We start from the raw sequence: 23258 nt of genomic DNA, 5'->3' as shown, positions 1-23258 counted from the left end.
AACCTAACTAACGCCCTCTCCCTCCGGGAGAGGGCTGGGGTGAGGGGCTTTTGATCTTGATCTTGCCCTTATCCCAAACCCAAATTTCCAAGGAGCCACGCATGTCCACCGAACAACTGTCGAAAACCCCGCTGCACGCTCTGCACCTCGAGCTCGGCGCCCGCATGGTGCCGTTCGCCGGCTACGACATGCCGGTGCAATACCCGCTCGGCGTGATGAAAGAACACCAACACACCCGTGAGCAGGCCGGGTTGTTCGATGTCTCGCACATGGGCCAGATTCGCCTGACCGGTGCCGACGCCGCCAAAGCCCTGGAAACTTTGGTGCCGGTGGACATCATCGACCTGCCGGTGGGCATGCAGCGTTACGCGATGTTCACCAACGAGACCGGCGGCATTCTCGATGACCTGATGGTGGCCAACCTCGGTAACGACGAACTGTTCCTGGTGGTCAACGCCGCGTGCAAGGATCAGGACCTGGCTCACTTGCAAAAACACATCGGCGATCAGTGCACCATTACGGCGCTGTTCGAAGAGCGTGCGCTGTTGGCGTTGCAAGGTCCGGCGGCCGTTACGGTGCTGGCGCGGCTGGCACCATCCGTTGAAAAAATGACTTTTATGCAGTTCGCCCGTGTCGATCTGCTGGGCGTCGACTGCTTTGTCAGCCGTTCGGGCTACACCGGTGAAGACGGTTTCGAGATCTCCGTTCCGGCCGCCGATGCCGAAAAACTTGCCCGCGCCCTGCTCGCCGAACCGGAGGTCCAGGCCATCGGCCTCGGTGCCCGCGACTCGCTGCGTCTGGAAGCCGGCCTGTGCCTTTATGGCCACGACATGAACACCGAGACCACACCAATCGAAGCCAGCCTGCTCTGGGCAATGTCCAAGCCACGTCGCGCTGATGGCGCGCGCGCCGGCGGTTTCCCGGGCGCGGAAAACATTTTCGCCCAGCAACAGAATGGCGTGGCACGCAAACGCGTCGGCCTGCTGCCACAGGAACGCACCCCGGTGCGTGAAGGCGCAGAAATCGTCAACGAAGCCGGCGAAATCATCGGCAGCGTGTGCAGTGGCGGTTTCGGTCCGACCTTGGGCGGGCCGTTGGCAATGGGCTACCTCGACAGCGCTTATGTCACCCTCGATACAGCGGTTTGGGCTATCGTCCGTGGGAAAAAGGTGCAAATGCTTGTAAGCAAAATGCCATTTGTTCCGCAACGCTACTATCGTGGTTGATTGCCTGTTTCTATAAGTAACGCGATTGCGTTATGCGTGCACTAATGTGTAACGCAATCGCCACAAAAAAGTGCATTTTCTAACATTCGATTCGAATATGAACTTTGCTTATAACGTTCGAAAACAATTGAACAAGCGAATCGTCTAAGCCGCACTAGTGGAATGACTAACTGCCAGCAAGCGCAGCAAATCCGGGGCCTTCACGGGGCTTGTTTTTTCTCCCGTAGTTGGCGTAGAGTTTGTCCACTGTGTTTGCATGGGTCAGCTTGGAATCGTGACCTGGGCAGTAGCCTACAAGTTAGCTACATCCCGTTCGACGTCTTCTTACTCTCCTGCAACCAGCCCCAGTACTCTTTCATGAGAAAGAGGCTGTCATCAATTTTTGCGTCAAAGGAAATAAGAAATGTCCACACGTCAGAGCGGTACCGTCAAGTGGTTTAACGACGAGAAAGGTTTTGGTTTTATCACTCCAGAAAGCGGTCCGGATCTGTTCGTGCATTTCCGCGCCATTCAGGGCAACGGCTTCAAAAGCCTGAAAGAAGGCCAGAAAGTGACCTTCGTTGCTGTGCAAGGCCAGAAAGGCATGCAGGCTGACGAAGTACAAGCAGAAGGCTAATCTTCTGTAACGAAAAAGCCCCTGATATTGATATCAGGGGCTTTTTTGTGCGCGCGAATCCGTAAAATGGCGCTTCATTTTGCGTCCAGAGGCTGCCATGTCGAAAAACCTGCTCACGCCCCAAGGGGACTTTCCTCCCGTTGGCCTAGGTCGTCGCCTGGCAGCGATGTTCTATGATTTTCTGCTGTGCACCGCCCTGCTGATCGTCACCGGTTTCGTTTACAAAATGATCCAGGCAGCGATCATTGGTGAAGAGCGTCTGCGGGTGATGACCGACGCCGGCAAGCTCGATGGCGATCCACTCTATTCCACCGTGCTGCTGATGGTGCTGTTCGCGTTCTTTGCCAAGTTCTGGACCCATGGCGGGCAGACACTGGGCATGCAGGTGTGGGGCATTCGTGTGCAGAATGCCAATGGCACGGCGATCAGCCTGTGGCAGGCGCTGTTGCGCTTCATGGTGTCGATCGCGTCGTGGCTGTGCGTGGGGCTGGGATTCCTCTGGTCGCTGTACGACAAGCAGAAGCGCACGTGGCATGACATCTATTCCGATACGCGCGTCGTGCGAATCCCGAAGAAGACCCAATAATTTCCAGACACCACATACCACTGTGGGAGCGAGCCTGCTCGCGAAGGCGTCGTATCAGTCGATTCCAATGCTGACTGATACAGCGCTTTCGCGAGCAAGCTCGCTCCCACAGTTTTTGTGAAATGCCTTTTGAGCTTAAGCGTTACCGGCCAGCTTCATCCGTGCTGCCTGGGTGAAATCGAGCATGCGCTTCAACGGCCGGATCGCCTGCGGAATCAACGCCGGATCAACAAAGATCTCGTTCGTGCCCTCCTTCAAGCTCTTGAGCGTGCGCTCAAGGGTGTTCATGGCCATCCACGGGCAATGTGCGCAACTGCGGCACGCGGCGCCGTTACCGGCGGTTGGCGCCTCGATGAAGACCTTGTCCGGGCACAACTGCTGCATCTTGTAGAAGATGCCACGGTCGGTGGCCACGATCAGGGTCTTGTTCGGCAACGACTGCGCAGCGGCAATCAGTTGGCTGGTAGAGCCGACGGCGTCCGCCAGTTCGATCACCGACGTCGGTGATTCCGGGTGCACCAGAATTGCGGCATCCGGGTACAACGCCTTCATGTCTTCGAGCTGCTTGGACTTGAACTCTTCGTGAACGATGCAGGCACCATCCCAGAGCAGCATGTCGGCGCCGGTCTTGCGCTGAATGTACGTGCCCAGATGCTTGTCAGGGCCCCAGATGATGGTCTCGCCGTTGTCCATCAGGCTTTCGACGATCTCCAGCGCGCAACTCGACGTTACGACCCAATCAGCTCGAGCCTTAACGGCTGCGGAGGTGTTGGCGTAGACCACCACCGTGCGCTCCGGATGCTGATCACAGAACGCCGAGAACTCATCGACCGGGCAACCCAGGTCCAGTGAGCACGTCGCCTCGAGGGTCGGCATCAGCACGCGCTTTTCCGGGTTGAGAATCTTCGCGGTCTCGCCCATGAACTTAACGCCGGCAACGACTACAGTCTTGGCTGGGTGGGCATTGCCGAAGCGGGCCATCTCCAGGGAGTCGGACACGCAACCGCCGGTTTCTTCAGCCAGGGCCTGAATCACCGGGTCGCAATAGAAGTGGGCCACCAGCACCGCGTCCTGAGCCTTGAGCTCGGCGGCGATGGCGGAACGGTAATAAGCCTCTTCCTCGGCCGTCAGCGGTTTGGGCTGTTTGGCATCGAGGTGGGCCTGGACCAGAAGGCGTTCGGAAATCTGCGTCATGTTCGCAAGACCTGCAGGCGCTTTCGCGCGAAAGTCGAGTATACACCCGGCTCCGGACCGCTTGAGGGTACCGCCGGGAGAGTGAGTATTATCAGGCACGGACAGCATTGAAGCTGCGCAAGGCTACAGAATATCCCGTTGATACAAAAGATGATTCTGTCCTGCGTCAGCGCTGCTGCCACTGAAACGACGCGGGGCCGAATTGCAGACAAAAAAAAACCCGGAAATCCTCACTTTCGTGGGCCTTCCGGATTTTCTAAACCGCCAAATATGGTGGGTCGTGTGGGATTCGAACCTACGACCAATTGGTTAAAAGCCAACTGCTCTACCAACTGAGCTAACGACCCGCTGTGTGGTGGCGCGTATAATACTGATTTTTAAGGACTATTCAACACCTTTTTGAAAATAATCAAAAATAAGGTGTTGGATCGTCCACACCAGCGACCGCAAAGCCCTCTGCGCGCAGGCGGCAGCTGTCGCATTTGCCGCACGCGCGGCCTTCATCGTCAGCCTGATAGCAGGAAACGGTGAGGCCGTAATCAACGCCGAGCTTAACGCCGGCCTGGACGATCTGCGCCTTGCTCAGGTTCTGCAACGGCGCCTGAATGCGGAAGCCATTGCCTTCAACGCCAGCCTTGGTCGCCAGATTGGCCATACGCTCGAACGACTCGATGAACTCGGGACGGCAATCAGGGTAACCGGAATAATCCACAGCGTTGACACCAATAAAGATGTCACGCGCCCCGAGCACTTCTGCCCAGCCCAACGCCAGCGACAGGAACACCGTGTTACGCGCCGGCACGTACGTCACTGGAATGCCTTCACCCAGCTCTTCGGGGATGTCGATGCTGGTGTCGGTCAGCGCCGAGCCGCCCATACCATTCAGATTGAGGCCAATCACCTTGTGCTCGACCACGCCCAAGTCGCGGGCGACGCGGGCAGCGGCGTGCAGTTCGGCGTGCGAGCGCTGACCGTAGTCGAAGCTCATGGTGTAGCAGCGGTAGCCTTCGGCGCGTGCCATGGCCACGACGGTCGCCGAGTCCAGCCCCCCGGACAGCAGGATGACCGCACGTTTTTCAGTGGTGTTCAGTTGTTCGCTCATCTCAGCGCCCCGGCTCGTCATTCCAAAGATATTTATGCAGCTGCAATTGCAGACGCACCGGCAAGTTGTCCGCTACCACCCAGTCCGCCAGATCGCGAGCATTGAGGTCATGGTGGCTTGGGGAAAACAGCACTTCGCCGGCGCGTCGATCAAGACCGTACTGGATCAGCTTGGACACCGCCCAGTCGTAGTCTTCCCGCGAGCAGATGACAAACTTCACCTGATCATTGGGCGTCAGCAGTTCGATATTCTCGTAACGGTTGCGGTGGGCCTCTTTCGAACCCGGCGTTTTCAGGTCGACGACGCGACTGACGCGCGGATCGACCGCCGATACGTCGAGGGCACCACTGGTTTCCAGCGAGACCTCGTATCCGGCATCACATAACTGTTTAAGCAAAGGAATGGCATTGGGCTGTGCCAGCGGCTCACCGCCGGTGACGCAGACATAGCGCGGACGAAATCCGGCCACTTGCTCGAGGATGTCGTCGAGGCTGCGCACAGTGCCGCCGCTGAACGCATAGGCGCTGTCGCAGTATTGGCAACGCAATGGGCAACCGGTCAGGCGCACAAAAACCGTGGGCAGCCCGGCAGTCCGCGTTTCCCCCTGCAACGAGTAGAAAACTTCGGTGATTCTCAATGTGTCTTGCATAGTCGCCACGGGCGTAACAGCTAAACAGGCTGTCCGCCTCCGTCAGGCACTTCAGGTAATCCCGCCAACGCGCAGACCACAAGAAGCGTGTTCAGAAAAAGGGCGTGAATTCTAACGAAAAAACCCGCGACAAGCGCGGGTTTCTTCCAAACGGGTCAAGCGTGCTTACATGCGTTGCAGATCGCGTTGAGCCAACTGAGCAGCGGAGGTACCCGGATATTGGGCCACCACCTGCTGCAGAATGCCTTTGACCTTGTCGGTATGACCGAGGCGGCGCTCTACATCAGCCAGCTTGTACAGCGAATCCGGCACTTTGGCGTGCTTGGGATACAGCTGCGAAACCTTGGCGAAAGCCTGACCTGCACCTTGCAGATCGCCTTTGGCCAGATTGACTTCGCCCAACCAGTACTGGGCGTTGCCCGCGTATTGGCTGTTCGGGTATTTGCGCAGGAAAGCGGCAAAAGCCTGGCTGGCCTTGTCGAAATCCTTGGCTTTGATCAGGTCGAAAGCAGCATCGTAATACAGCTTTTCCTTGGCCGGATCACCCGGTTCGCTGCTTGCGGCCGGCGCCTGGGCAGCAGAAGCAGCCCCGGCGCCAGCAGCAGCACCGGCAGCAGCACTTGCGTCGCCACCGGCAGAAGAATTCTCAGGAGTCGCGGCAGGTGCACCGCCGGATCCTATGCGCCGATCAAGATCCTGGTATCGCTCCAGGGATTCCTGCTTCATGCGCGCAACCTGATTCTGCAGTTCTTCGATCACGCCTTGCTGGCGCGAAATCTGATCCTGCATCTGTTGCAATTGGTTGAACAGCATGCCTTGTGCCGAGGCAGGGGCCGAAGCCGCTCCCCCGGCATAGGCGCCGTTCGTACCGTAACCTGCAGGCGGATAACTGCTCCCGCTATTGTTATAACCGGAGTTGTCATCGACCACAGGAACCGCAGCCCACGCCGCAAGCGGCGCGAGGCTGAGAGCCAGAACAGTTACAGCACGACGGCACGTTCGCATATCGAATTACTTACGCAGTTCGACGCGACGGTTTTGAGCCCAGGACTGCTCGTCGTTGCCGGTAGCAACTGGACGCTCTTCGCCGTAGGAAACCAGTTCCAGCTGAGCTGGGGAAACACCTTGCAGTACCAGGTAGCGTTGAACGGCTTTCGCACGACGCTCGCCCAGTGCCATGTTGTACTCACGAGTACCACGTTCGTCGGTGTTGCCTTCCAGAACAACGCGAGCGCCGTTTGCTTTCAGGTCTTTGGCGTGAACGTCCAGAGCGCGCATGGCTTCTGGCTTCAGGTCCGAGCTGTCGTATTCGAAGTAGAAGGTGGTGATTGCGCGCAGAGCAGCTTCTTCGCTCAGGGAACCGTCAACGGCACCAGTGTTTGCGCCGTAACCAGCGTTTGGATCAACAGCGCCTTCACCGGCGTTGTCGCCGCCTTTGGACGAGCAACCTACAGCTACAGCCATGGCCAGAGCCAGCGCAGCAAATTTACCAAACTTCAGCATTTCCATCGTGAAACTCCTAATGAACCCCAGTGTGTTAAGTAAAACGTGTAGCGCCCGCTCACTTCAGGTAAGGGGACCAGGACGGTTCTCTGACTTCGCCTTGAGCGGTAGGAAGCGGGAGCCTAACGCGTCCATTAATGGACACGAGCATCAAGACTCCCCGGCCCTGCTGGCGGGTGGCGTAGATTACCATGGTGCCGTTGGGCGCAACAGTAGGTGACTCGTCCAGAGTGCTATCAGTGAGGATCTTTACACTACCTCGCTGCAGATCCTGAGCTGCCACCTTGAAATTGGTGAAGCCATCCTGACGATGAATCATCACCAAAGTCTTTTCATCCGCCGACAGTTTCGGGTTGGCGTTGTAGTTACCGATAAAGGTCACACGCTCGGCACCGCCGCCACTGGCGCTGGTTTTGTAGATCTGTGGCTTGCCGCCGCGGTCCGAGGTGAAGTAGATGGTCGAACCATCCTTGCCCCAGTACGGTTCGGTGTTGATGCCTGGCCCTGCGGTTACGCGGGTGATCTGGCGCGAAGCCAGGTTCATCACGTAGATGTCCGGGTTACCGTCTTTCGACAGTACGAACGCCAGGCGATCGCCATTCGGCGACCAGGCTGGCGCGCCGTTCAGGCCTTCGAAGTTGGTGATCTGCTCACGGCGACCGGTGTCGATGTTCTGCATGAAGATACGCGGACGCTTCTGCTCGAACGACACGTAGGCAATGCGCTTGCCGTCCGGTGCGAAACGCGGCGACAGAATTGGCTCGCGCGATTGCAGCAGCGTCACGGCGCGGGCACCGTCATAGTCAGAACGCTGCAAGGTGTAACGGGTGTTCTTCTCGGAGAAGCGCTCAGCCGTCACATACAGCAGGCGAGTCGAAAACGCACCTTCAATACCGGTCAGTTTCTGGAACGACTGGTCGGAGATGAAGTGCGCCATGTCGCGCAGTTGCTCGGTGGTACCGGAAACACTGCCATCTGCCACTTTCTGTTCGGTGGCCACGTTGAACAGTGCCCACTGCACCTGCAGGCGACCGCCGGCTGGAGCAATGCTGCCGACCATCATGTACTGAGCACCTACCGCCTTCCAGTCACGGAAGATGATTTCGCTCGGCTGGCTTGGCTGGCTGATCATGTTTTGCTTTGGAATCGGCGAGTAGTAGCCCGAGTTACGCAAATCGTTACCAATGATTTCAGCCATGTCGTCCGGCAGGACAGCACCGCCCTGCATACCGAACGGTACAACGGCGATCGGAGTAGCCCGATCGCTGCCGCTGGTAACCAGAATGTTCTTTTCATCAGCCATCGCGATCCCTGCCATGCAGCAGATCACGACCAGCATTCCTCGAAGAAGGTTTCTCACAAGGCTAGATCCTCAGGTGTGAATGTCATCTTGAATGAACGATACGGAGCGAAATCGCTCTGCTTCATTCCCTGCATTTCTGTCAAACGTCCAATATTCTTGACTGCCGCCACTGCCGACGCATCGAACGGACCATCGCCACTGGACTTGGACACGCTGACCGAAGTCACCGTACCGTCCGGCAACATGCCGATCTGCAATACAACCGTCATGCCTTTGCGTGCCGAAGGTGGACGCGCCCAACCTTCTGCAGCACGAGCACGAATCAGGTCATCGAAACTGCCCGCAACTTCGTCACCCTGCTCATCGGCCAAGGCTTGCTGACGCTGCGGCGTGTCGGAAAGCAAATCGGCCAAGGCCTGAGCCTTTTTGTCTTCGGTCGATTTGCGTGCCGCATCCTGCGCTTTCTTCTTCGCAGCATCGGCAGCAGCTTTCTTCTTCGCTTCGTCGGCGATTTTCTTCTTCGCCTCTTCAGCTTCAGCTTTCTTCTTGGCGTCTTCGGCGGCTTTCTTCTTCGCGTCTTCGACGATCTTTTTCTTGGCTTCTTCAGCAGCTTCTTTCTTGGCTTCTTCCTTAGCCTCTTCTTCAGCCTTCTTCTTGGCTATATCAGCCAATTGTTTCTCTTCGGCCTTCTTGGCTTCGGCTTTCTTCGCGTCGTCAGCTTTCTTGGCGTCATCGGCCTTTTTAGCTTCATCCGCTTTTTTAGTCTCATCGGCCTTCTTGGCTTCCTCGGCTTTTTGAGCCGCTTCTTCTTTCTTTTGTTCCGCAGCGGCCTTGATCTCTTCCTGCTCGACCTTTTTCTGTTCCATCTGCTCGACTTCGGTCTGGCGCGCGGCGGATTTCTTCGCCTCACCCGCAATCTTCTGATTGGTCTGGGTGGTTGCCTGACTTTTCGATTTCAGTTGGTACAGGGTCGCCTGGACAATCGGTTTGGCCGGCGGCAGCTCTGGTGTAAAGGCAAAACTGACGAACAGCATGCCGAACACCAGCACGTGCAGGACAATTGCCAGAACACTAGGCCAGAAGTAGCTTTCCGAGGCGGACGGCTCTCGCTGTTGCTGCATCAGGGGGCCTCGGTAATCAAACCAACATTACCGACCCCGGCTTTCTGCAACCCGCCCATGGCGCCCATGACGGAACCATAATCGACGGTCTTGTCACCGCGGATGAAGACCTGGGTACGCTTGCCGCCTTCGGTGCCGGCACGAATGATCTTGGTCACCGCGTCGGTCATTTGCGGCAGGGTCATGGCCCTGTCCTGTTGCTTCTCGGTATCGACTTCGCTGCCAAGGTTCCAGTAGTAGGTCTTGTCAGCCTTGATCGAAATGGTCAGGACCTGAGTGTTGTTGTCCTGCGGCAAGGCTTCGCTGGAAACCTTGGGCAGATCAACTTTCACGCCCTGATTGAGCATCGGCGCGGTCACCATGAAGATAACCAGCAGCACCAACATCACGTCGATGTAAGGCACCACGTTCATCTCGGCGACCGGCTTGCGCTTTTTGCGAGCTCGAGCGATTAAAGCCATTGGAAATTACCTGCTTATTCTTCGCTGGTGTGCACTTTGCGGTGCAGGATCGCCTGGAATTCATCGGCGAAGGTGTAGTAGCGGCCCAGCAAGGTTTCGCTGCGGGCAGCAAAACGGTTGTAAGCGATAACCGCAGGGATCGCCGCGAACAGGCCGATCGCGGTGGCGATCAGGGCCTCGGCGATACCCGGGGCCACGGTGGCCAGGGTGGCTTGCTGGGCGCTGGCCAGACCGCGGAAGGAGTTCATGATGCCCCATACGGTACCGAACAGGCCGATGTACGGGCTGACCGAACCGACGGTGGCGAGGAACGGCAGGCTCTGCTCAAGCTTCTCTTCCTCGCGGGAGATGGCTACGCGCATGGCACGGGCCACGCCTTCCATCACCGCTTCAGGATCGACACCTGGCTGCTGACGCAGACGGGAGAATTCCTTGAAACCGGCGCGGAAGATTTGCTCGACGCCCGAATCCGGGTCCGGGTTGCTGCCCGCCTGACGGTACAGCTTGGACAGATCGATACCCGACCAGAAGCGCTCCTCGAAGCTCTCCAGGGCACGTCGACCGGCACGCAGCAGGTTGCTGCGCTGAAAGATCATGATCCATGAGGTCACCGATGCGGCCACCAGAGTCAACATTACCAACTGCACCACGATGCTGGCATTGCTGACCAGGCTCCACATGGAGGAATGGTCGACGACGTTAGCTTCCACGCTTTATCTCCTGCTTTGAGTGTGTACCCGGGCCGACCGCGTCGGCGAAGGCCGCACGCAGATCTTCGGGAAGGGCCCGGGGTTTCAAACTGTTAGTGCGCACACAGGCCACCAAAAACTGCCCCTCGCAGAGCAGCACATTATCCGTAGCCCGCCTGACCTGCTGTTTAAAGCGCAGGCTGGCACGGTTCAATTCGATTACTTCAGCGCTTACCAGCAGTTCGTCGTCCAGTCGCGCCGGCGCGTGGTAACGCGCTTCGCTGGAATGCACGACAAACAACAGATCCTCCCCGGCAAGCTGCGATTGGGCAAAGCCCAGTTCGCGGAGCCGCTCGGTTCGAGCCCGTTCCATAAACTTGAGGTAATTAACGTAATACACGATGCCGCCCGCATCGGTGTCCTCGTAATAAACGCGACAACGATGTGCGAACGGCTCAAGCCCGTTTTGCGCGCGCATACTCTAGTGCTTACTCCTCAGGTTGCCAATCCGGCCAGGCAACTGTTTTTCATGGTTTCAGGGCATTACTGCAAAAGTACCGTCCTCTGACAGTACAAACCCTGAATAAATCGACAACAAATGTGTATTAGTCGTCCACGGCATCGAGAAACTCGTCTGCCACAGGCATTTCGCCCATTCGTGACGGAATGTTTAAACCGAAGTGCAGATACGCATGCCGCGTGACCACCCGGCCCCGTGGCGTGCGCATGATGTAACCCTGTTGAATCAGATACGGCTCCAGCACATCTTCAATCGTGTGGCGCTCTTCGCTGATCGCAGCAGCGAGGCTGTCGATACCGACCGGGCCGCCATCGAACTTCTCGATCATGGTCAACAGCAGACGCCGGTCCTGATGATCGAAACCGTGCTCGTCGACGTCCAGCAGGTTCAACGCCAGGTCCGCCACCGCTTTGGTGATGTGGCCCTTGGCGCGGACTTCGGCGAAGTCACGCACCCGACGCAGCAGACGGTTGGCGATTCGCGGCGTGCCACGGGCGCGACGGGCGATCTCGAACGAACCTTCCGGATCCAGCGGCAAGCCGAGAATCGCTGCCGAACGGCTGACGATCGTCGCCAGATCGGCCGTGCTGTAGAACTCGAGACGCTGGACGATACCGAAGCGGTCACGCAGGGGATTGGTCAGCATGCCGGCGCGGGTGGTGGCGCCGACCAGCGTGAACGGCGGCAGATCGAGTTTGATCGAACGCGCTGCCGGCCCTTCGCCGATCATGATGTCGAGCTGGAAATCTTCCATCGCCGGGTACAGCACTTCTTCAACGATTGGCGACAGACGATGGATTTCGTCGATGAACAGCACATCGTGCGGTTCAAGATTGGTCAGCAGCGCCGCCAGATCACCCGGGCGCTCCAGCACCGGGCCGGATGTACTCTTGATCGACACGCCCATTTCCTGAGCGATGATGTTGGCCAGCGTGGTTTTACCCAGACCCGGCGGGCCGAAGATCAGCGTGTGGTCGAGGGATTCGCTACGGCCACGGGCAGCCTGGATGAACAGTTCCATCTGCTCGCGCACGGTCGGCTGGCCAATATAGTCGGCCAGACTGACCGGACGAATCGCGCGGTCCTGGACTTCTTCGCGCTCGCGCGGACTGTGCGCGGCGGCGATCAGACGATCAGCTTCAATCACTTAAATCATTCCCTTCAGGGCGCGGCGGATCAGGTCTTCACTGCTCAAATTCTTGTCCTTGATGGCGGTAATCGCCTTGCTCGCTTCCTGCGGCTTGTAGCCCAGGGAAATCAGCGCGCTGACCGCGTCGTTCTCGGCGGTGTTGACCGGCGCCGGGCCGTCCGGCTGATTCGGTACCAGCGCGAACATGGCCGGCGAGGTTTCCCAGGCCTTGAAACGGTCTTTGAGTTCGACCAGCAAACGCTCGGCAGTTTTCTTGCCGACGCCCGGCACCTTGGTCAGCGCCGAGGTGTCTTGCGACTGTACGCAGCGGACCAGTTCGTCGACTTCCAGGCTCGACATCAAGGCCAGGGCCAGTTTCGGCCCGACACCATTGAGACGGATCAACTCGCGAAAAAAGTCTCGCTCACGCTTGCCGGCAAAACCATAGAGTAATTGCGCGTCTTCGCGTACGACCAAATGGGTGTGCAGGGTCAGCGGTTCACCGACCGACGGCAGACGATAAAGGGTGGTCATGGGCACTTCCAGCTCATACCCGAGGCCGTTTACATCCAGAATCAGGTGCGGCGGCTGTTTCTCAGCCAGGGTGCCGCGCAAGCGTCCAATCACGTTTCAGATCCTTGAGCGTTGGCCAACCGTAGGCTGGCGACTGTCGAAAGGCGGATTTCGGGCCGACGACTCAGGCGCAGGAAATCCGCTTTCAGGAAAATTGATGCTGATGCTATCAGAGACGCAGGCGCCCGCCACGACTGCGTGCCGTTCCCAAGCCGTGCGGCAGCAGACTGGAACGTGTATGCGCGTGACAAATGGCGATAGCGAGGGCGTCCGAGGCATCGATTTGCGGTTTGCTGGTGAGCTTGAGCATGTGCATGACCATCATCTGCACTTGTTCTTTATTGGCGGCGCCTGTGCCCACAACGGCCTGCTTGACCTGAGTGGCCGTGTACTCGGCGATTTCCAGGCACTCTTCGGCACCGGCGACAATCGCCGCGCCACGGGCCTGGCCAAGCTTCAAGGCCGAATCGGCGTTTTTCGCCATGAAGACTTTTTCGATGCCCATGGTTACCGGGCCGTAAGTCTGAATGATTTCACGCACACCGCGATAAACGATTTGCAAACGTTCGTGCAACTCACCCGCACCGGTGCGGATGCAGCCTGAAGCCACATAAATGCAACCGCCACGCCCGGTATCGCGAACAATCCCGTAACCGGTAATGCGCGAACCGGGGTCGATACCAAGAATTAAAGTCATAACGCCTGCAAAAATTGATGCGAAAGCTGAGGGTACAGGTAGGAGCTGCCGAAGGCTGCGATCTTTTGATCTTTTAAAAACACAAAGATCGCAGCCTTCGGCAGCTCCTACAGGTGAAGTGTAGAGCCAGCAAAAACTGCGACCTTTCTATTTACATCAACCGAGCTGAACGGCCACGTCTTCCGGAATATCCGCGTTGGAGTAGACGTTCTGCACGTCATCCAGATCCTCAAGCATGTCGATCAGCTTGAGCACCTTTTCCGCACCTTCCAGATCCAGCTCGGCGCTGGTGGTTGGCTGCATGACGATTTCCGCATCATCACCTTTGAAACCCGCAGCTTCCAGCGCGTTTCGCACCGCGTAGAAACTGGTGAACGAAGTGAACACGTCGATCGAACCGTCTTCGTGAGTGACCACGTCATCGGCATCGGCTTCCAGCGCCGCTTCGGTCAGTGCGTCTTCATCGACGCCCGGCGCGAAGCTGATCTGGCCTTTGCGTTCGAACAGATACGCCACCGAACCGTCGGTACCGAGGTTGCCACCGCACTTGCTGAACGCATGGCGTACAGCGGCGGCAGTACGGTTGCGGTTGTCGGTCATGCATTCGACCATCACCGCCACGCCACCCGGGCCGTAACCTTCGTAGGTCAGCTCTTCAACGTTGTCCGCCTCGGTCGCACCGGCGCCACGCGCAACGGCACGGTCGATGATGTCGCGGCTCATGTTCGCGCTCAGCGCCTTGTCCAGGGCCAGACGCAGACGCGGGTTGGAGCCCGGATCACCGCCGCCCTGACGGGCCGCAACGGTCAGTTCACGGATCCACTTGGTGAAGATCTTGCCTCTTTTGGCATCCTGACGTTCTTTGCGGTGCTTGATGTTCGCCCACTTGGAATGACCTGCCATAACTCGCTCCGAATTCTCTTTGAAACGTTGCCCGCCCTGCTCATGCAGCGGCCGGCAAACAAAAAAATCTCGACCTGCTCTCTATAGAAAGAAAAAAGGCGCATCCGAAGATGCGCCTTCAGGCCCGTCTTACTCAGCCTTTGGCGTTTCGCGCAAACGAATGTGCAGCTCGCGCAATGCCTTCGCATCCACCACACCCGGCGCTTGCGTCATGACGTCAGCAGCACTCTGGGTTTTCGGGAACGCAATCACTTCACGGATCGACTGGGCGCCGGTCATCAGCATCACCAGACGGTCCAGACCGAAGGCCAGACCACCGTGTGGCGGTGCACCGTACTTCAGCGCGTCGAGCAGGAAGCCGAATTTCTCTTCCTGTTCCGCTTCGTTGATGCCCAGCAGACGGAATACCGACTGTTGCATCTCTTTACGGTGGATACGGATCGAACCGCCACCCAGCTCGGTGCCGTTCAGGACCATGTCGTACGCGCGGGACAGAGCGCCGGCCGGGTTGGCTTCGAGCTCTTGCGGCGTGCACTTCGGCGCGGTGAACGGGTGGTGCAGTGCCGAGAAGCTGCCGTCGTCGTTTTCTTCGAACATCGGGAAGTCGACGACCCACATCGGCGCCCACTCACAAGTCAGCAGCTTCAGATCGTGACCGAGCTTGATACGCAGTGCGCCCAAGGCTTCGCTGACGATCTTGGCCTTGTCGGCACCGAAGAACACGATGTCGCCGTCAACTGCGCCAACGCGATCGAGGATGGCGTTGAGGTTTTCCAGCGGGATGTTTTTCACGATCGGCGATTGCAGACCGTCAACACCGGCAGCGCGCTCGTTGACCTTGATGTACGCCAGGCCCTTGGCACCGTAGATGCCGACGAACTTGGTGTAATCGTCGATCTGCTTGCGTGGCATGCTCGCCCCGCCTGGAACGCGCAGAGCAGCGATACGGCATTTCGGATCGTTGGCCGGGCCGCTGAACACTTTGAAATCGACTTCTTTGAGTTGATCGGCAACGTCGACCAGTTCCAGCGGGTTGCGCAGGTCCGGCTTGTCGGAACCGTAACGGCGCATGGCTTCTTCGAAAGTCATGTGCGGGAAGTCACCGAATTCCAGACCCAGCACTTCCTTGAACAGGTTGCGGATCATTTCTTCGGTCAGACCCATGATCTCTTTTTCATCGAGGAAGCTGGTCTCGATGTCGATCTGGGTGAATTCTGGCTGACGGTCAGCGCGCAGGTCTTCGTCGCGGAAGCACTTGGCGATCTGGTAGTAACGGTCGAAACCGGCGACCATCAGCAGTTGCTTGAACAGTTGCGGCGATTGCGGCAGGGCGAAGAACGAACCGGCGTGAGTACGGCTCGGCACCAGATAGTCACGCGCACCTTCAGGGGTGGCACGGGTCAGGATCGGCGTCTCGACGTCGAGGAAGCCGTTCTCGTCGAGGAAGCGACGGATGCTGGTGGTCATGCGCGAACGCAGACGCAGCTTCTCGGCCATTTCCGGACGACGCAGGTCAAGGAAGCGGTAGCGCAGACGGGTTTCTTCGCCAACGTCGGAGAACTCGTTCAGCGGGAACGGCGGGGTTTCCGACTCGTTCAGTACTTCCAGTTCATAGCCCAGCACTTCGATCATGCCCGAGGCCATGTTGGCGTTGGTCGCACCGGCCGGACGCAGACGCACCTTACCGGTGATCTTCACCACGTATTCGCTGCGCACACGGTCGGCGGCGGCAAAGCTCTCGGCGCGATCCGGGTCGAATACCACTTGAGCCAGACCATCACGATCACGGATATCGAGGAAAATCACCCCGCCGTGGTCGCGACGACGGTGAACCCATCCGCAAAGGGTAATTTCCTGACCTTCCAGGCTTTCGTTCAGTTGGCCGCAATAGTGGCTGCGCATCATGATAGTGGTTCGCTTCTCGTAATTCGAAATTCGGTGGAGATCCCGGCGCATTCAAGCGATCCGGTAGCTCGCGCGTGTCGTTCGACTCAGGCTGTAGACCCTAGTCAGATTTGTCGCCACCGGCCAGATTCTTCTTGGTCCCGGTCTTGAAATCGGTTTCGTACCAACCGCTGCCGCTGAGGCGAAAGCCCGGCATGGACAGCTGTTTCTTGAGCTCTGGCGCCTGGCAGGCAGGGCAGTCGACCAGCGGTGCCTCGCTGATCTTTTGAATGGCTTCCAACTGATGACCACAGGAAGCGCATTGGTAATCGTACATCGGCATGGGGGTGTCTCGGCGATCAGATTGCCACCGCGCGCAGGGCTTTGCGGCGAAAGAGCGGGATTATATCCATTAAATGCGGCCTGTGCAGCCGTAAGACTGCACAGGCCGCGACCTCATTGGCAAACACCGTTTCAGACTGAAACCGCCGGCATTTGCTTCTCGACCCCATTCATCACGCAAACCACTCGCACCAGCGCACTGAAGTTTTTCACCCCGCCGTGACGCAAATGCACTTCACGATCGACGTGGGACAGCAGCGAACTGACCGAACAGCCATTATCGGCCGCCATGTTGCCGAGGATATTCCAGTAAACCTGCTCCAGCCGCAGGCAGGTCGCATACCCGTTCAGACGCACGGATCGCGACAATGGCTGGATCAACGACATGTCGAATTCGTTGACGAACGGATCGACTTTCAACGCTTGTGGCAAGCCGACAACCCTGTCGCCTCGCCTGTCTCCATCTACCATATAGGTGACACTCCTTTGCCATCTCTGCTTATTGAAAAAGACACATCCTGTGCCCTTCATAAAAACGCAGACGCAAAGTTATATCCAGATGACTAGTTGACCGACGCCGTAGGATAAGCCGACCACACGAGTAAGATTTCGGACAACGCGCGGGCCTTTCAAACAAGCCCGCGCACCTTGTCGATCAGGCTTCGAGCAATGCGCGCAACATCCACGCGGTTTTCTCGTGCACCTGCATGCGCTGGGTCAACAGGTCTGCCGTTGGCTCGTCGCTGACCTTGTCCAGTAGCGGGAAAATACCGCGTGCGGTGCGGGTTACGGCTTCCTGACCCTCGACCAGTTGCTTGATCATGTTCTCGGCGCTGGGCACACCCACCTCCTCCTTAATAGAAGAAAGACGTGCGTAGGTGGCATAGGCGCCAGGCGCCGGAAACCCCAGCGCCCGAATACGCTCGGCGATCAAGTCCACGGCCAGCGCCAGCTCGTTGTATTGCTCTTCGAACATCAAATGCAGCGTACGGAACATCGGACCGGTGACATTCCAGTGGAAGTTATGGGTTTTCAGATACAGCACGTAGGTGTCCGACAGCAGACGTGACAGCCCTTCGACGATGGACTTGCGATCTTCTTCACTGATACCGATATCGATTGCCATGTTTACCCCCTAAGGCGATTGAGTTCATCCAGCAGGTGCAGACCCACTCTAGCAAGGCTGTCGACACCTCGCAGCCCCGATCGGCGGCACAGGCTGCGACAAATCGACCGGCACAGTGCCACTGGCCGGGCTGATTTGAGTAGCTGCGGCCTTTACTGTTAAATAGGCAGTGTGTCGCTATACCCCTTTTTTCGGGGTCTTGCGCATAGGCTGATGCCGTGTACGTGCCTACCGCCTCTTTATTTCGTTACGAAGCGAACCGTACGCCTTCAGCTCTTCCTTGTGAGCCGTCATAAACGTGAGCCAATTAAAATGTTGAAAATCGTCCACCTGCTAATGGGCGCAGCGGCATTGCTGCTGTCGTTCATCCCTAGCTTGAAATCCGAAGCCGTTCCCTACCTGCAACAACCCGATGCACTTTACCTGGCCTTTTTCGGCCTGCTGAACCTGCTTCTCGCGCCAGTGATTCCTTACTGGAACAAGGGCCCGCGTCAGCATCTGCAAAATATCGTCAGCGCTCTTCTGGTCCTGACTGTCGTCCTGCAAACCTTGACCCTGATCGCGCCGATGCCTGTCATCGCCGGCCAGCCAGCCGTGTTGTTCAGTCTGTTGATTGCTCTGGTTGCCGTGGTTGTACACCTGGCCGTCAGCTTTTATAAGTCTTCACCTGCCGCTGCACCCACCAGCTACGACATGAGCAACCGCGATACCGGGACCGTGAAGTGGTTCAACACCTCGAAAGGCTTCGGCTTTATCTCCCGGGATTCCGGCGATGACATTTTCGTGCACTTTCGCGCCATCCGTGGCGAAGGCCACCGCGTACTGGTCGAAGGCCAGCGCGTCGAATTCTCGGTGATGAACCGAGACAAAGGCCTGCAAGCCGAGGATGTGATCGCCGCTCTGCCGCGTCGCTGATCCAAAGCAAAAAACCGCGAACAGCCTGGCTGCTCGCGGTTTTTTCATGCCTGCGCAAAACTGTGTCGTGACTCAATAGTGCGGGGGCGGCGCCTCTTCCTCGAAGGACTCGAACTGGCCGACCATCTCTTCCTGGCGCTTGAGCAGTGCAGCCATCTGCAATTGCAGGCGCTCGACCACTCGCTGCTGCGCCACCAGCACGTCGTTCAACGCCTGAATGGTGTCATCCTGAAACGCCAGACGGCTTTCCAGATCGGTAACGCGATCTTCCAGGCTCATGACTCAGCCCTCCACAAAGGTAAAATGCTCGGTCAAAACCAACTGCAAACGTTCGCGAATGGCGGTGACCTGCTCGGCACTGTAGGGCTTGGCCGGGTGCTTGCCCCAGACCGGCGCCGGCCAGGCGGCGTCATCGCGTTTGCGCACAATCACGTGCATGTGCAACTGGCTGACGACGTTACCCAACGTCGCGACGTTCATCTTGTCGGCGTCAAACAAATCCTTGAGCAGCTCAGCCAGCGCAGTGGTTTCCTGCCACAGCTGCTGTTGATCAGCGACATCCAACTGAAACAACTCACTGATATCGTCGCGACGAGGCACCAGGATGAACCAAGGGTAATTGGCGTCGTTGGAGAGCAGCAATCGGCACAGAGGGAAATCACCGATCGTCAGCGTGTCCTGTTGAAGTCGTGAATCTAAAGCAAACACTGCGCGCACTCCCGGCTGTTGTTTCATTATTCAGCTTAGCGGCCCTCCTCGCGTAAGGCGTCACCAAGCGACAGGACGGCAGCATACCTGTGAATGCGCCAGCCTTCACGACAGCAGTGCCCTCACGTCATTCGCCGCACGCCCCGACATGTGACATTTACCGACACGTTGCACCAGCAAAGAACCGAGATCGGCAACAAACACGCGCAAATGACCGAAAACCCCTGATGCGCTCAAGGTCGACCATTCAGCAAGCTGTGTGATTACAGGACAGCGTGTATTTTTTTTGCACCAAAACCGCACAGTGCGTCTACGCTCATGCTTCGAAGCATCCGCCGAATACTCACTCACGGGGTGAACCGGTAACGTTTTTGGCTGTCGCGTGCAGCTGACACCGTGGCAACACCATTGCAGGAATGGCGTCAAGCCCTTGTAAAAATGGGCTTTGCGCCCCGTATTTATGAGGTTTTTACAGGTAACACGCGCTGTGCAGAAAAATAACCGCACTGACATTGCGGTTTGTGCACGCTTGTTGCATTCGCACACATATGGACTATAAGCGCACCACACGATGTGGATGCCTCAAGCCCAACAAAAACAGTGGCAGGGTTGCCCGATGGAGATTCAAGTGTTTTGCCAGGGACTCTTTTTTAGCGATGCAAACGGCTAAAAAAACAGCGAGAAAGTTGTAGGCCCGATTGCATCGGTACTGTGAATTTGCGACATCTACACAACCGTTTGCGACAGCGTCGTAAAGAAGGTGAAAGGTTAGATTCGCAAGTATCGCCAACATTGTCGGCGTGATATAAGTTTGCGCCGACACAAAAAGAAAGAGCCGCCCAGATAATAAAACAGGTGGGACGGCAGTACTCTTCTAAAAACCAAAGGAGCAAATCACGATGCGCGTGATGAAGTGGAGCATGATCGCCCTGGCTGTTGCAGCAGGCACCTCGCAGTTCGCAGTAGCGTCCTCTCAAGATGACGCGAAGGGTTTCCTGGAAGATCAGAGCCTGAATCTGAAAACCCGTCTGGAATACATGAACCGTGACTTCCGTAATGGTGCCGGTAATATTCAGACAGGTCCTACTACATTTAAGAGCGGCTACCGTCAGGACACCGGTATCAGCCAACTGCTGACCTACGAGTCGGGCTTCACTCAAGGCACTATCGGTTTTGGTCTGGACGCGATGGCCATGGGCACCGTCAAGCTGGATGGTGGCGAAGGTCGTTCCGGTAACGGTCTGTTTGCCCGCAACGGCGACGGCGAGCCAGAAGACGCTCAAGGCAAAACCGGCGCAGCCATCAAATTCCGCCTCTCCGACACCACCCTGAAGTACGGGCGTCAATTCGTTGCCAGCCCAGTATTCGCGACCGATGACAGCCGTCTGCTGCCAGAAGTCGCTGAAGGTACCTTGCTCACCAGCAAAGAGATCAAAGGTCTGGAACTGACCGCTGGTCGCTTCACCGCGCTGAGCTCGCAAACCGGCATGGGCAAGGACAGCATCAACGGCAAGGGCCCTGGCCTGACCAGCGCCAACATCGCTGGCGCGACCTACCAGTTCACCGATAATTTCGTTGCCGGTGTTGCTGCGTCGGACGTTGATGACTACTTCAAGAAGCAATACATCAACGCCAACTACACCTTCCCGATCAATGACGATCAGTCGCTGAACATCGACTTCAACGGCTATCGCACCAAGGATCAGGGCCAGGCGCTGTACGGCGAACTGGACAACAAACTGTGGAGCCTTGCAGCGGCGTACAGCATCGGTGCACACAAATTCACCATCGCTCACCAGCGTTCCACCGGTGACACCAACTACCTGTACGGCGTGGACGGTAACAGCACGATCTTCGTAGCCAACTCCATCCAGATCTCCGACTTCATCGGTCGCGACGAGCGCTCCTGGCAGGCTCGCTACGACCTGAACATGAAGACCTACGGCGTTCCTGGCCTGAGCTTCATGGCGCGTTACGTCAAAGGTGACAACATCAAGACCTCGTCCGATACCGAAGGTAAGGAAAACGAGTTCAACTTCGAAACCAAATACGTACTGCAGGAAGGTCCAGCCAAGGACCTGTCGTTCCGCCTGCGTAGCGCGATCTATCGTGCAAACGGTGCGTACAACGCCGACTACACTGCCGACAACAATGACGTCCGTGTAATCGTTGAGTACCCGCTGCACATCCTGTAATACGGATGTAAATCGGCGTTACTTCAGAGCGTTGCTCTAATAGAAACCGTCTACCTGATTCAGGTAGGCGGTTTTTTTATGCCTGGCCCAACGGCATGCGAATCAAAAAAATTAGCCAGCTATCTATTAGCCAGCAAACTTTCAACACACACATAAAAAAACCCAAGGCTGCGAACAGCACTTGGGTTTTTTCATTAATTAACTGACCGCGAAGCCAGGTATCAATGTTGTTACTGCGCAGCCGTTTCCTGAACTACGCGAATCACCCGTTGCGGAAACGGGATATCGATACCGGCCGTTTTTAAACGATCGCGCGACTGTTCGTTAAACATGAACATCACGTCCCAATAGTCTGCGGTTTTAACCCAGACACGCAGGGAAACAGTGATCGAACTGTCGCCCAAGGTCGAAATCACCGCTTGCGGCGCCGGATCCTGCAACACGCGCTCATCCTTGGCCAGATCCAGCAGCACCTGACGGGCCTTTTGCAGATCGGCCTCGTAATCGACACCCACATCGAACACAACCTTGCGAGTCGGCTGACGGTTGGTGTTGGTAATAATGCCGTTCGACAGGTTGCCGTTCGGCACGATGATGGTCTTGTTGTCGCCAGTACGCAGCACGGTGTGAAAAATCTGAATGCTGTCGACGGTACCCGACACGCCTTGCGCTTCGATCCAGTCACCGATGCGGAACGGGCGGAACAGCAGAATCAACACGCCGCCAGCGAAGTTCGCCAGGCTGCCCTGCAACGCCAGACCGATCGCCAGACCGGCAGCACCGATAGCCGCCACGAACGAGGTGGTTTCAACACCGATCATCGACGCGACGCTGACGATCAGTAACACCTTGAGAATGATGTTCGCCAGGCTGCTGATAAAACCTTGCAGCGCCAGATCAGCGTTGCGCAGGGCCAACAGACCGCCGAGCTTTTGCGTGACCTTGTTGATCAGCCACCAGCCGATGGCGAGCGTGATCACGGCCAGCAGCACGCGGCTGCCGTATTCCATGATCATCGGGATCCACGCCTGGGACGCCTTGACCAGGTTGTCGACCTCAGCATTCAAATCCATGTTCTATCTCCTGATTTCCGGCCATTCGGCACGCGAAAAATAAGCGGCAGAAAACCGCCGGGTGTACACAAACAATGTGGGAGCGAGCCTGCTCGCGAAGGCGGTGTGTCAGTCAACTCATTGCTGAATGACATACAGCTTTCGCGAGCAAGCTCGCTCCCACAGGTCATCTGACCGAGCTTAGTCGCGGAAGTTGTTGAACTGCAGAGGCATGCCGAATTCTTTGGCCCGCAGTGCCGCGATGGCCTCTTGCAGGTCATCACGCTTCTTGCCGGTCACGCGCACTTGCTCGCCTTGAATGGCAGCCTGCACTTTGAGCTTGGCGTCCTTGATGTGGCCAACGATTTTCTTCGCCAGTTCCTTGTCGATGCCTTCCTTGAGGATGGCGTCCTGCTTCATCAGCTTGCCCGAAGCGTAGGCGTCCTTGACCTCAAGGCACTGCACGTCGATCTTGCGCTTGACCAGCGCCAGCTTGAGGATTTCGATCATCGCTTCCAGCTGGAACCCGGCTTCAGCGGTCAGGCTGACAGTGAGGTCCTTTTCCTTGAACTCGAAGCTGCCTTTGCCTTTCAGGTCATAACGACGATCGAGTTCCTTCACGGCGTTCTCGACCGCGTTGGTGAGTTCGTGTTTGTCCAGTTCGGATACCACGTCGAACGACGGCATGTAATCTCTCCAATAAAAAGGCGCGCTCGATGAGGATGGAGCGCGCTTGGCTTGCGGTTAAAATCGGGCTCATTATA

At 57.2% G+C, this 23258-nt stretch carries 27 protein-coding genes and 1 tRNA gene; 5 read left to right on the top strand and 23 right to left on the bottom strand.

What is annotated here, in order from left to right; genetic code table 11:
- Positions 1-101: 101 nt before the first annotated feature.
- From gcvT to WA225_RS10435, 3 genes are all read left to right on the top strand, one after another.
- Positions 102-1226, top strand: coding sequence for a glycine cleavage system aminomethyltransferase GcvT (gcvT, locus tag WA225_RS10445; protein ID WP_422607864.1), 1125 nt, complete (start codon positions 102-104; stop codon positions 1224-1226).
- A gap of 403 nt (positions 1227-1629) precedes the next feature.
- Positions 1630-1842, top strand: coding sequence for a cold-shock protein (locus WA225_RS10440; RefSeq protein ID WP_003237709.1), 213 nt, complete (start codon positions 1630-1632; stop codon positions 1840-1842).
- Positions 1843-1939: 97 nt separating this feature from the next.
- Positions 1940-2428 (top strand): RDD family protein, encoded by a 489-nt coding sequence (locus WA225_RS10435; protein ID WP_422607863.1) that lies wholly within the window; start codon positions 1940-1942, stop codon positions 2426-2428.
- Between the two features lie 135 nt (positions 2429-2563).
- On the opposite strand, the gene nadA is transcribed toward WA225_RS10435, so the two are convergent.
- The 19 genes from nadA to WA225_RS10340 form a co-directional block, all read right to left on the bottom strand.
- Entirely contained in the window at positions 2564-3622 is a 1059-nt protein-coding gene (nadA, locus tag WA225_RS10430) for a quinolinate synthase NadA (protein WP_016773509.1), read from the bottom strand.
- A 271-nt stretch (positions 3623-3893) separates the two neighbouring features.
- A tRNA-Lys gene (locus WA225_RS10425) sits at positions 3894-3969 on the bottom strand.
- Positions 3970-4031: 62 nt separating this feature from the next.
- Positions 4032-4724 (bottom strand): 7-cyano-7-deazaguanine synthase QueC, encoded by a 693-nt coding sequence (gene queC / locus WA225_RS10420; RefSeq protein ID WP_422607862.1) that lies wholly within the window; start codon positions 4722-4724, stop codon positions 4032-4034.
- Position 4725: 1 nt separating this feature from the next.
- Positions 4726-5373 carry a 7-carboxy-7-deazaguanine synthase QueE gene (gene queE / locus WA225_RS10415; protein WP_159812532.1) on the bottom strand — a complete coding sequence of 216 codons (648 nt, stop codon included), beginning with the start codon at positions 5371-5373 and terminating at the stop codon, positions 4726-4728.
- A 165-nt stretch (positions 5374-5538) separates the two neighbouring features.
- The gene (gene ybgF / locus WA225_RS10410; protein WP_422607861.1) at positions 5539-6378 is read right to left on the bottom strand and encodes a tol-pal system protein YbgF; all 840 of its coding nucleotides are present in this window, start codon (positions 6376-6378) and stop codon (positions 5539-5541) included.
- A 6-nt stretch (positions 6379-6384) separates the two neighbouring features.
- Entirely contained in the window at positions 6385-6882 is a 498-nt protein-coding gene (gene pal / locus WA225_RS10405) for a peptidoglycan-associated lipoprotein Pal (protein WP_003178634.1), read from the bottom strand.
- A gap of 52 nt (positions 6883-6934) precedes the next feature.
- Positions 6935-8215: a Tol-Pal system beta propeller repeat protein TolB gene (gene tolB, locus WA225_RS10400; protein ID WP_172828178.1), complete on the bottom strand. Its 1281-nt coding sequence runs from the start codon at positions 8213-8215 to the stop codon at positions 6935-6937.
- Between the two features lie 17 nt (positions 8216-8232).
- On the bottom strand, positions 8233-9300 hold the full coding sequence (gene tolA / locus WA225_RS10395) for a cell envelope integrity protein TolA (RefSeq protein ID WP_422607860.1): 1068 nt from the start codon (positions 9298-9300) through the stop codon (positions 8233-8235).
- The gene (gene tolR, locus WA225_RS10390) at positions 9300-9752 is read right to left on the bottom strand and encodes a protein TolR (protein WP_161806672.1); all 453 of its coding nucleotides are present in this window, start codon (positions 9750-9752) and stop codon (positions 9300-9302) included. The genes tolA and tolR overlap by 1 nt, the downstream gene beginning before the upstream one ends.
- A gap of 23 nt (positions 9753-9775) precedes the next feature.
- The gene (gene tolQ, locus WA225_RS10385; protein ID WP_008080223.1) at positions 9776-10471 is read right to left on the bottom strand and encodes a protein TolQ; all 696 of its coding nucleotides are present in this window, start codon (positions 10469-10471) and stop codon (positions 9776-9778) included.
- Positions 10461-10928 (bottom strand): tol-pal system-associated acyl-CoA thioesterase, encoded by a 468-nt coding sequence (gene ybgC, locus WA225_RS10380; RefSeq protein WP_064119107.1) that lies wholly within the window; start codon positions 10926-10928, stop codon positions 10461-10463. Before ybgC ends, tolQ begins: the two co-directional genes overlap by 11 nt.
- 127 nt (positions 10929-11055) lie before the next feature.
- Positions 11056-12117: a Holliday junction branch migration DNA helicase RuvB gene (gene ruvB / locus WA225_RS10375; protein WP_016983825.1), complete on the bottom strand. Its 1062-nt coding sequence runs from the start codon at positions 12115-12117 to the stop codon at positions 11056-11058.
- Entirely contained in the window at positions 12118-12726 is a 609-nt protein-coding gene (ruvA, locus tag WA225_RS10370) for a Holliday junction branch migration protein RuvA (RefSeq protein ID WP_008080221.1), read from the bottom strand.
- Between the two features lie 115 nt (positions 12727-12841).
- A complete protein-coding gene (ruvC, locus tag WA225_RS10365; protein WP_007962095.1) occupies positions 12842-13369 on the bottom strand; it encodes a crossover junction endodeoxyribonuclease RuvC in 528 nt (175 codons plus the stop codon).
- Positions 13370-13525: 156 nt separating this feature from the next.
- A complete protein-coding gene (locus WA225_RS10360; protein ID WP_422607859.1) occupies positions 13526-14272 on the bottom strand; it encodes a YebC/PmpR family DNA-binding transcriptional regulator in 747 nt (248 codons plus the stop codon).
- Positions 14273-14401: 129 nt separating this feature from the next.
- Entirely contained in the window at positions 14402-16177 is a 1776-nt protein-coding gene (gene aspS, locus WA225_RS10355) for an aspartate--tRNA ligase (protein ID WP_016983822.1), read from the bottom strand.
- A 100-nt stretch (positions 16178-16277) separates the two neighbouring features.
- Positions 16278-16499 (bottom strand): FmdB family zinc ribbon protein, encoded by a 222-nt coding sequence (locus WA225_RS10350; protein WP_064119106.1) that lies wholly within the window; start codon positions 16497-16499, stop codon positions 16278-16280.
- Between the two features lie 131 nt (positions 16500-16630).
- The gene (locus WA225_RS10345) at positions 16631-16969 is read right to left on the bottom strand and encodes a ribbon-helix-helix domain-containing protein (RefSeq protein WP_064119105.1); all 339 of its coding nucleotides are present in this window, start codon (positions 16967-16969) and stop codon (positions 16631-16633) included.
- Between the two features lie 184 nt (positions 16970-17153).
- Positions 17154-17624, bottom strand: a complete 471-nt coding sequence (locus WA225_RS10340) for a Dps family protein (RefSeq protein WP_025112783.1) — start codon at positions 17622-17624, stop codon at positions 17154-17156.
- A 312-nt stretch (positions 17625-17936) separates the two neighbouring features.
- Between WA225_RS10340 and WA225_RS10335 the strand changes: the two genes are divergently transcribed.
- Positions 17937-18539, top strand: a complete 603-nt coding sequence (locus WA225_RS10335) for a cold-shock protein (RefSeq protein WP_064119104.1) — start codon at positions 17937-17939, stop codon at positions 18537-18539.
- A gap of 72 nt (positions 18540-18611) precedes the next feature.
- On the opposite strand, the gene WA225_RS10330 is transcribed toward WA225_RS10335, so the two are convergent.
- Positions 18612-18818, bottom strand: coding sequence for a SlyX family protein (locus WA225_RS10330; protein ID WP_095188019.1), 207 nt, complete (start codon positions 18816-18818; stop codon positions 18612-18614).
- Positions 18819-18821: 3 nt separating this feature from the next.
- Positions 18822-19247, bottom strand: coding sequence for an HIT family protein (locus tag WA225_RS10325; RefSeq protein WP_422607858.1), 426 nt, complete (start codon positions 19245-19247; stop codon positions 18822-18824).
- An 899-nt stretch (positions 19248-20146) separates the two neighbouring features.
- On the opposite strand from WA225_RS10325, the gene WA225_RS10320 reads away from it, so the two are divergent.
- Positions 20147-21442 (top strand): OprD family porin, encoded by a 1296-nt coding sequence (locus WA225_RS10320; RefSeq protein WP_186623886.1) that lies wholly within the window; start codon positions 20147-20149, stop codon positions 21440-21442.
- A 230-nt stretch (positions 21443-21672) separates the two neighbouring features.
- Here WA225_RS10320 and WA225_RS10315 read toward each other — a convergent pair whose 3' ends face one another.
- Both WA225_RS10315 and WA225_RS10310 read right to left on the bottom strand, forming a co-directional pair.
- The gene (locus WA225_RS10315) at positions 21673-22515 is read right to left on the bottom strand and encodes a mechanosensitive ion channel family protein (protein WP_122844494.1); all 843 of its coding nucleotides are present in this window, start codon (positions 22513-22515) and stop codon (positions 21673-21675) included.
- Between the two features lie 180 nt (positions 22516-22695).
- The gene (locus WA225_RS10310) at positions 22696-23181 is read right to left on the bottom strand and encodes a YajQ family cyclic di-GMP-binding protein (protein ID WP_008080210.1); all 486 of its coding nucleotides are present in this window, start codon (positions 23179-23181) and stop codon (positions 22696-22698) included.
- Positions 23182-23258: the final 77 nt, after the last annotated feature.

This window comes from Pseudomonas sp., assembly GCF_049300855.1.
GTDB lineage: Bacteria > Pseudomonadota > Gammaproteobacteria > Pseudomonadales > Pseudomonadaceae > Aquipseudomonas.
Note: the sequence above shows the minus strand (reverse complement) of the source record. Positions and strands in the feature narration are given on the sequence as shown.

Bases quoted from the DNA above. Each gene is read 5' to 3' on its own strand.
- gcvT (WP_422607864.1), top strand. From the start codon at position 102: ATGTCCACCGAACAACTGTCGAAAACCCCGCTGCACGCTCTGCACCTC.
- WA225_RS10440 (WP_003237709.1), top strand. From the start codon at position 1,630: ATGTCCACACGTCAGAGCGGTACCGTCAAGTGGTTTAACGACGAGAAA.
- WA225_RS10435 (WP_422607863.1), top strand. From the start codon at position 1,940: ATGTCGAAAAACCTGCTCACGCCCCAAGGGGACTTTCCTCCCGTTGGC.
- nadA (WP_016773509.1), bottom strand. From the start codon at position 3,622: ATGACGCAGATTTCCGAACGCCTTCTGGTCCAGGCCCACCTCGATGCC.
- queC (WP_422607862.1), bottom strand. From the start codon at position 4,724: ATGAGCGAACAACTGAACACCACTGAAAAACGTGCGGTCATCCTGCTG.
- queE (WP_159812532.1), bottom strand. From the start codon at position 5,373: ATGCAAGACACATTGAGAATCACCGAAGTTTTCTACTCGTTGCAGGGG.
- ybgF (WP_422607861.1), bottom strand. From the start codon at position 6,378: ATGCGAACGTGCCGTCGTGCTGTAACTGTTCTGGCTCTCAGCCTCGCG.
- pal (WP_003178634.1), bottom strand. From the start codon at position 6,882: ATGGAAATGCTGAAGTTTGGTAAATTTGCTGCGCTGGCTCTGGCCATG.
- tolB (WP_172828178.1), bottom strand. From the start codon at position 8,215: ATGCTGGTCGTGATCTGCTGCATGGCAGGGATCGCGATGGCTGATGAA.
- tolA (WP_422607860.1), bottom strand. From the start codon at position 9,300: ATGCAGCAACAGCGAGAGCCGTCCGCCTCGGAAAGCTACTTCTGGCCT.
- ybgC (WP_064119107.1), bottom strand. From the start codon at position 10,928: ATGCGCGCGCAAAACGGGCTTGAGCCGTTCGCACATCGTTGTCGCGTT.
- ruvC (WP_007962095.1), bottom strand. From the start codon at position 13,369: ATGACTTTAATTCTTGGTATCGACCCCGGTTCGCGCATTACCGGTTAC.
- WA225_RS10360 (WP_422607859.1), bottom strand. From the start codon at position 14,272: ATGGCAGGTCATTCCAAGTGGGCGAACATCAAGCACCGCAAAGAACGT.
- aspS (WP_016983822.1), bottom strand. From the start codon at position 16,177: ATGATGCGCAGCCACTATTGCGGCCAACTGAACGAAAGCCTGGAAGGT.
- WA225_RS10350 (WP_064119106.1), bottom strand. From the start codon at position 16,499: ATGCCGATGTACGATTACCAATGCGCTTCCTGTGGTCATCAGTTGGAA.
- WA225_RS10345 (WP_064119105.1), bottom strand. From the start codon at position 16,969: ATGGTAGATGGAGACAGGCGAGGCGACAGGGTTGTCGGCTTGCCACAA.
- WA225_RS10340 (WP_025112783.1), bottom strand. From the start codon at position 17,624: ATGGCAATCGATATCGGTATCAGTGAAGAAGATCGCAAGTCCATCGTC.
- WA225_RS10335 (WP_064119104.1), top strand. From the start codon at position 17,937: ATGTTGAAAATCGTCCACCTGCTAATGGGCGCAGCGGCATTGCTGCTG.
- WA225_RS10330 (WP_095188019.1), bottom strand. From the start codon at position 18,818: ATGAGCCTGGAAGATCGCGTTACCGATCTGGAAAGCCGTCTGGCGTTT.
- WA225_RS10320 (WP_186623886.1), top strand. From the start codon at position 20,147: ATGCGCGTGATGAAGTGGAGCATGATCGCCCTGGCTGTTGCAGCAGGC.
- WA225_RS10315 (WP_122844494.1), bottom strand. From the start codon at position 22,515: ATGGATTTGAATGCTGAGGTCGACAACCTGGTCAAGGCGTCCCAGGCG.
- WA225_RS10310 (WP_008080210.1), bottom strand. From the start codon at position 23,181: ATGCCGTCGTTCGACGTGGTATCCGAACTGGACAAACACGAACTCACC.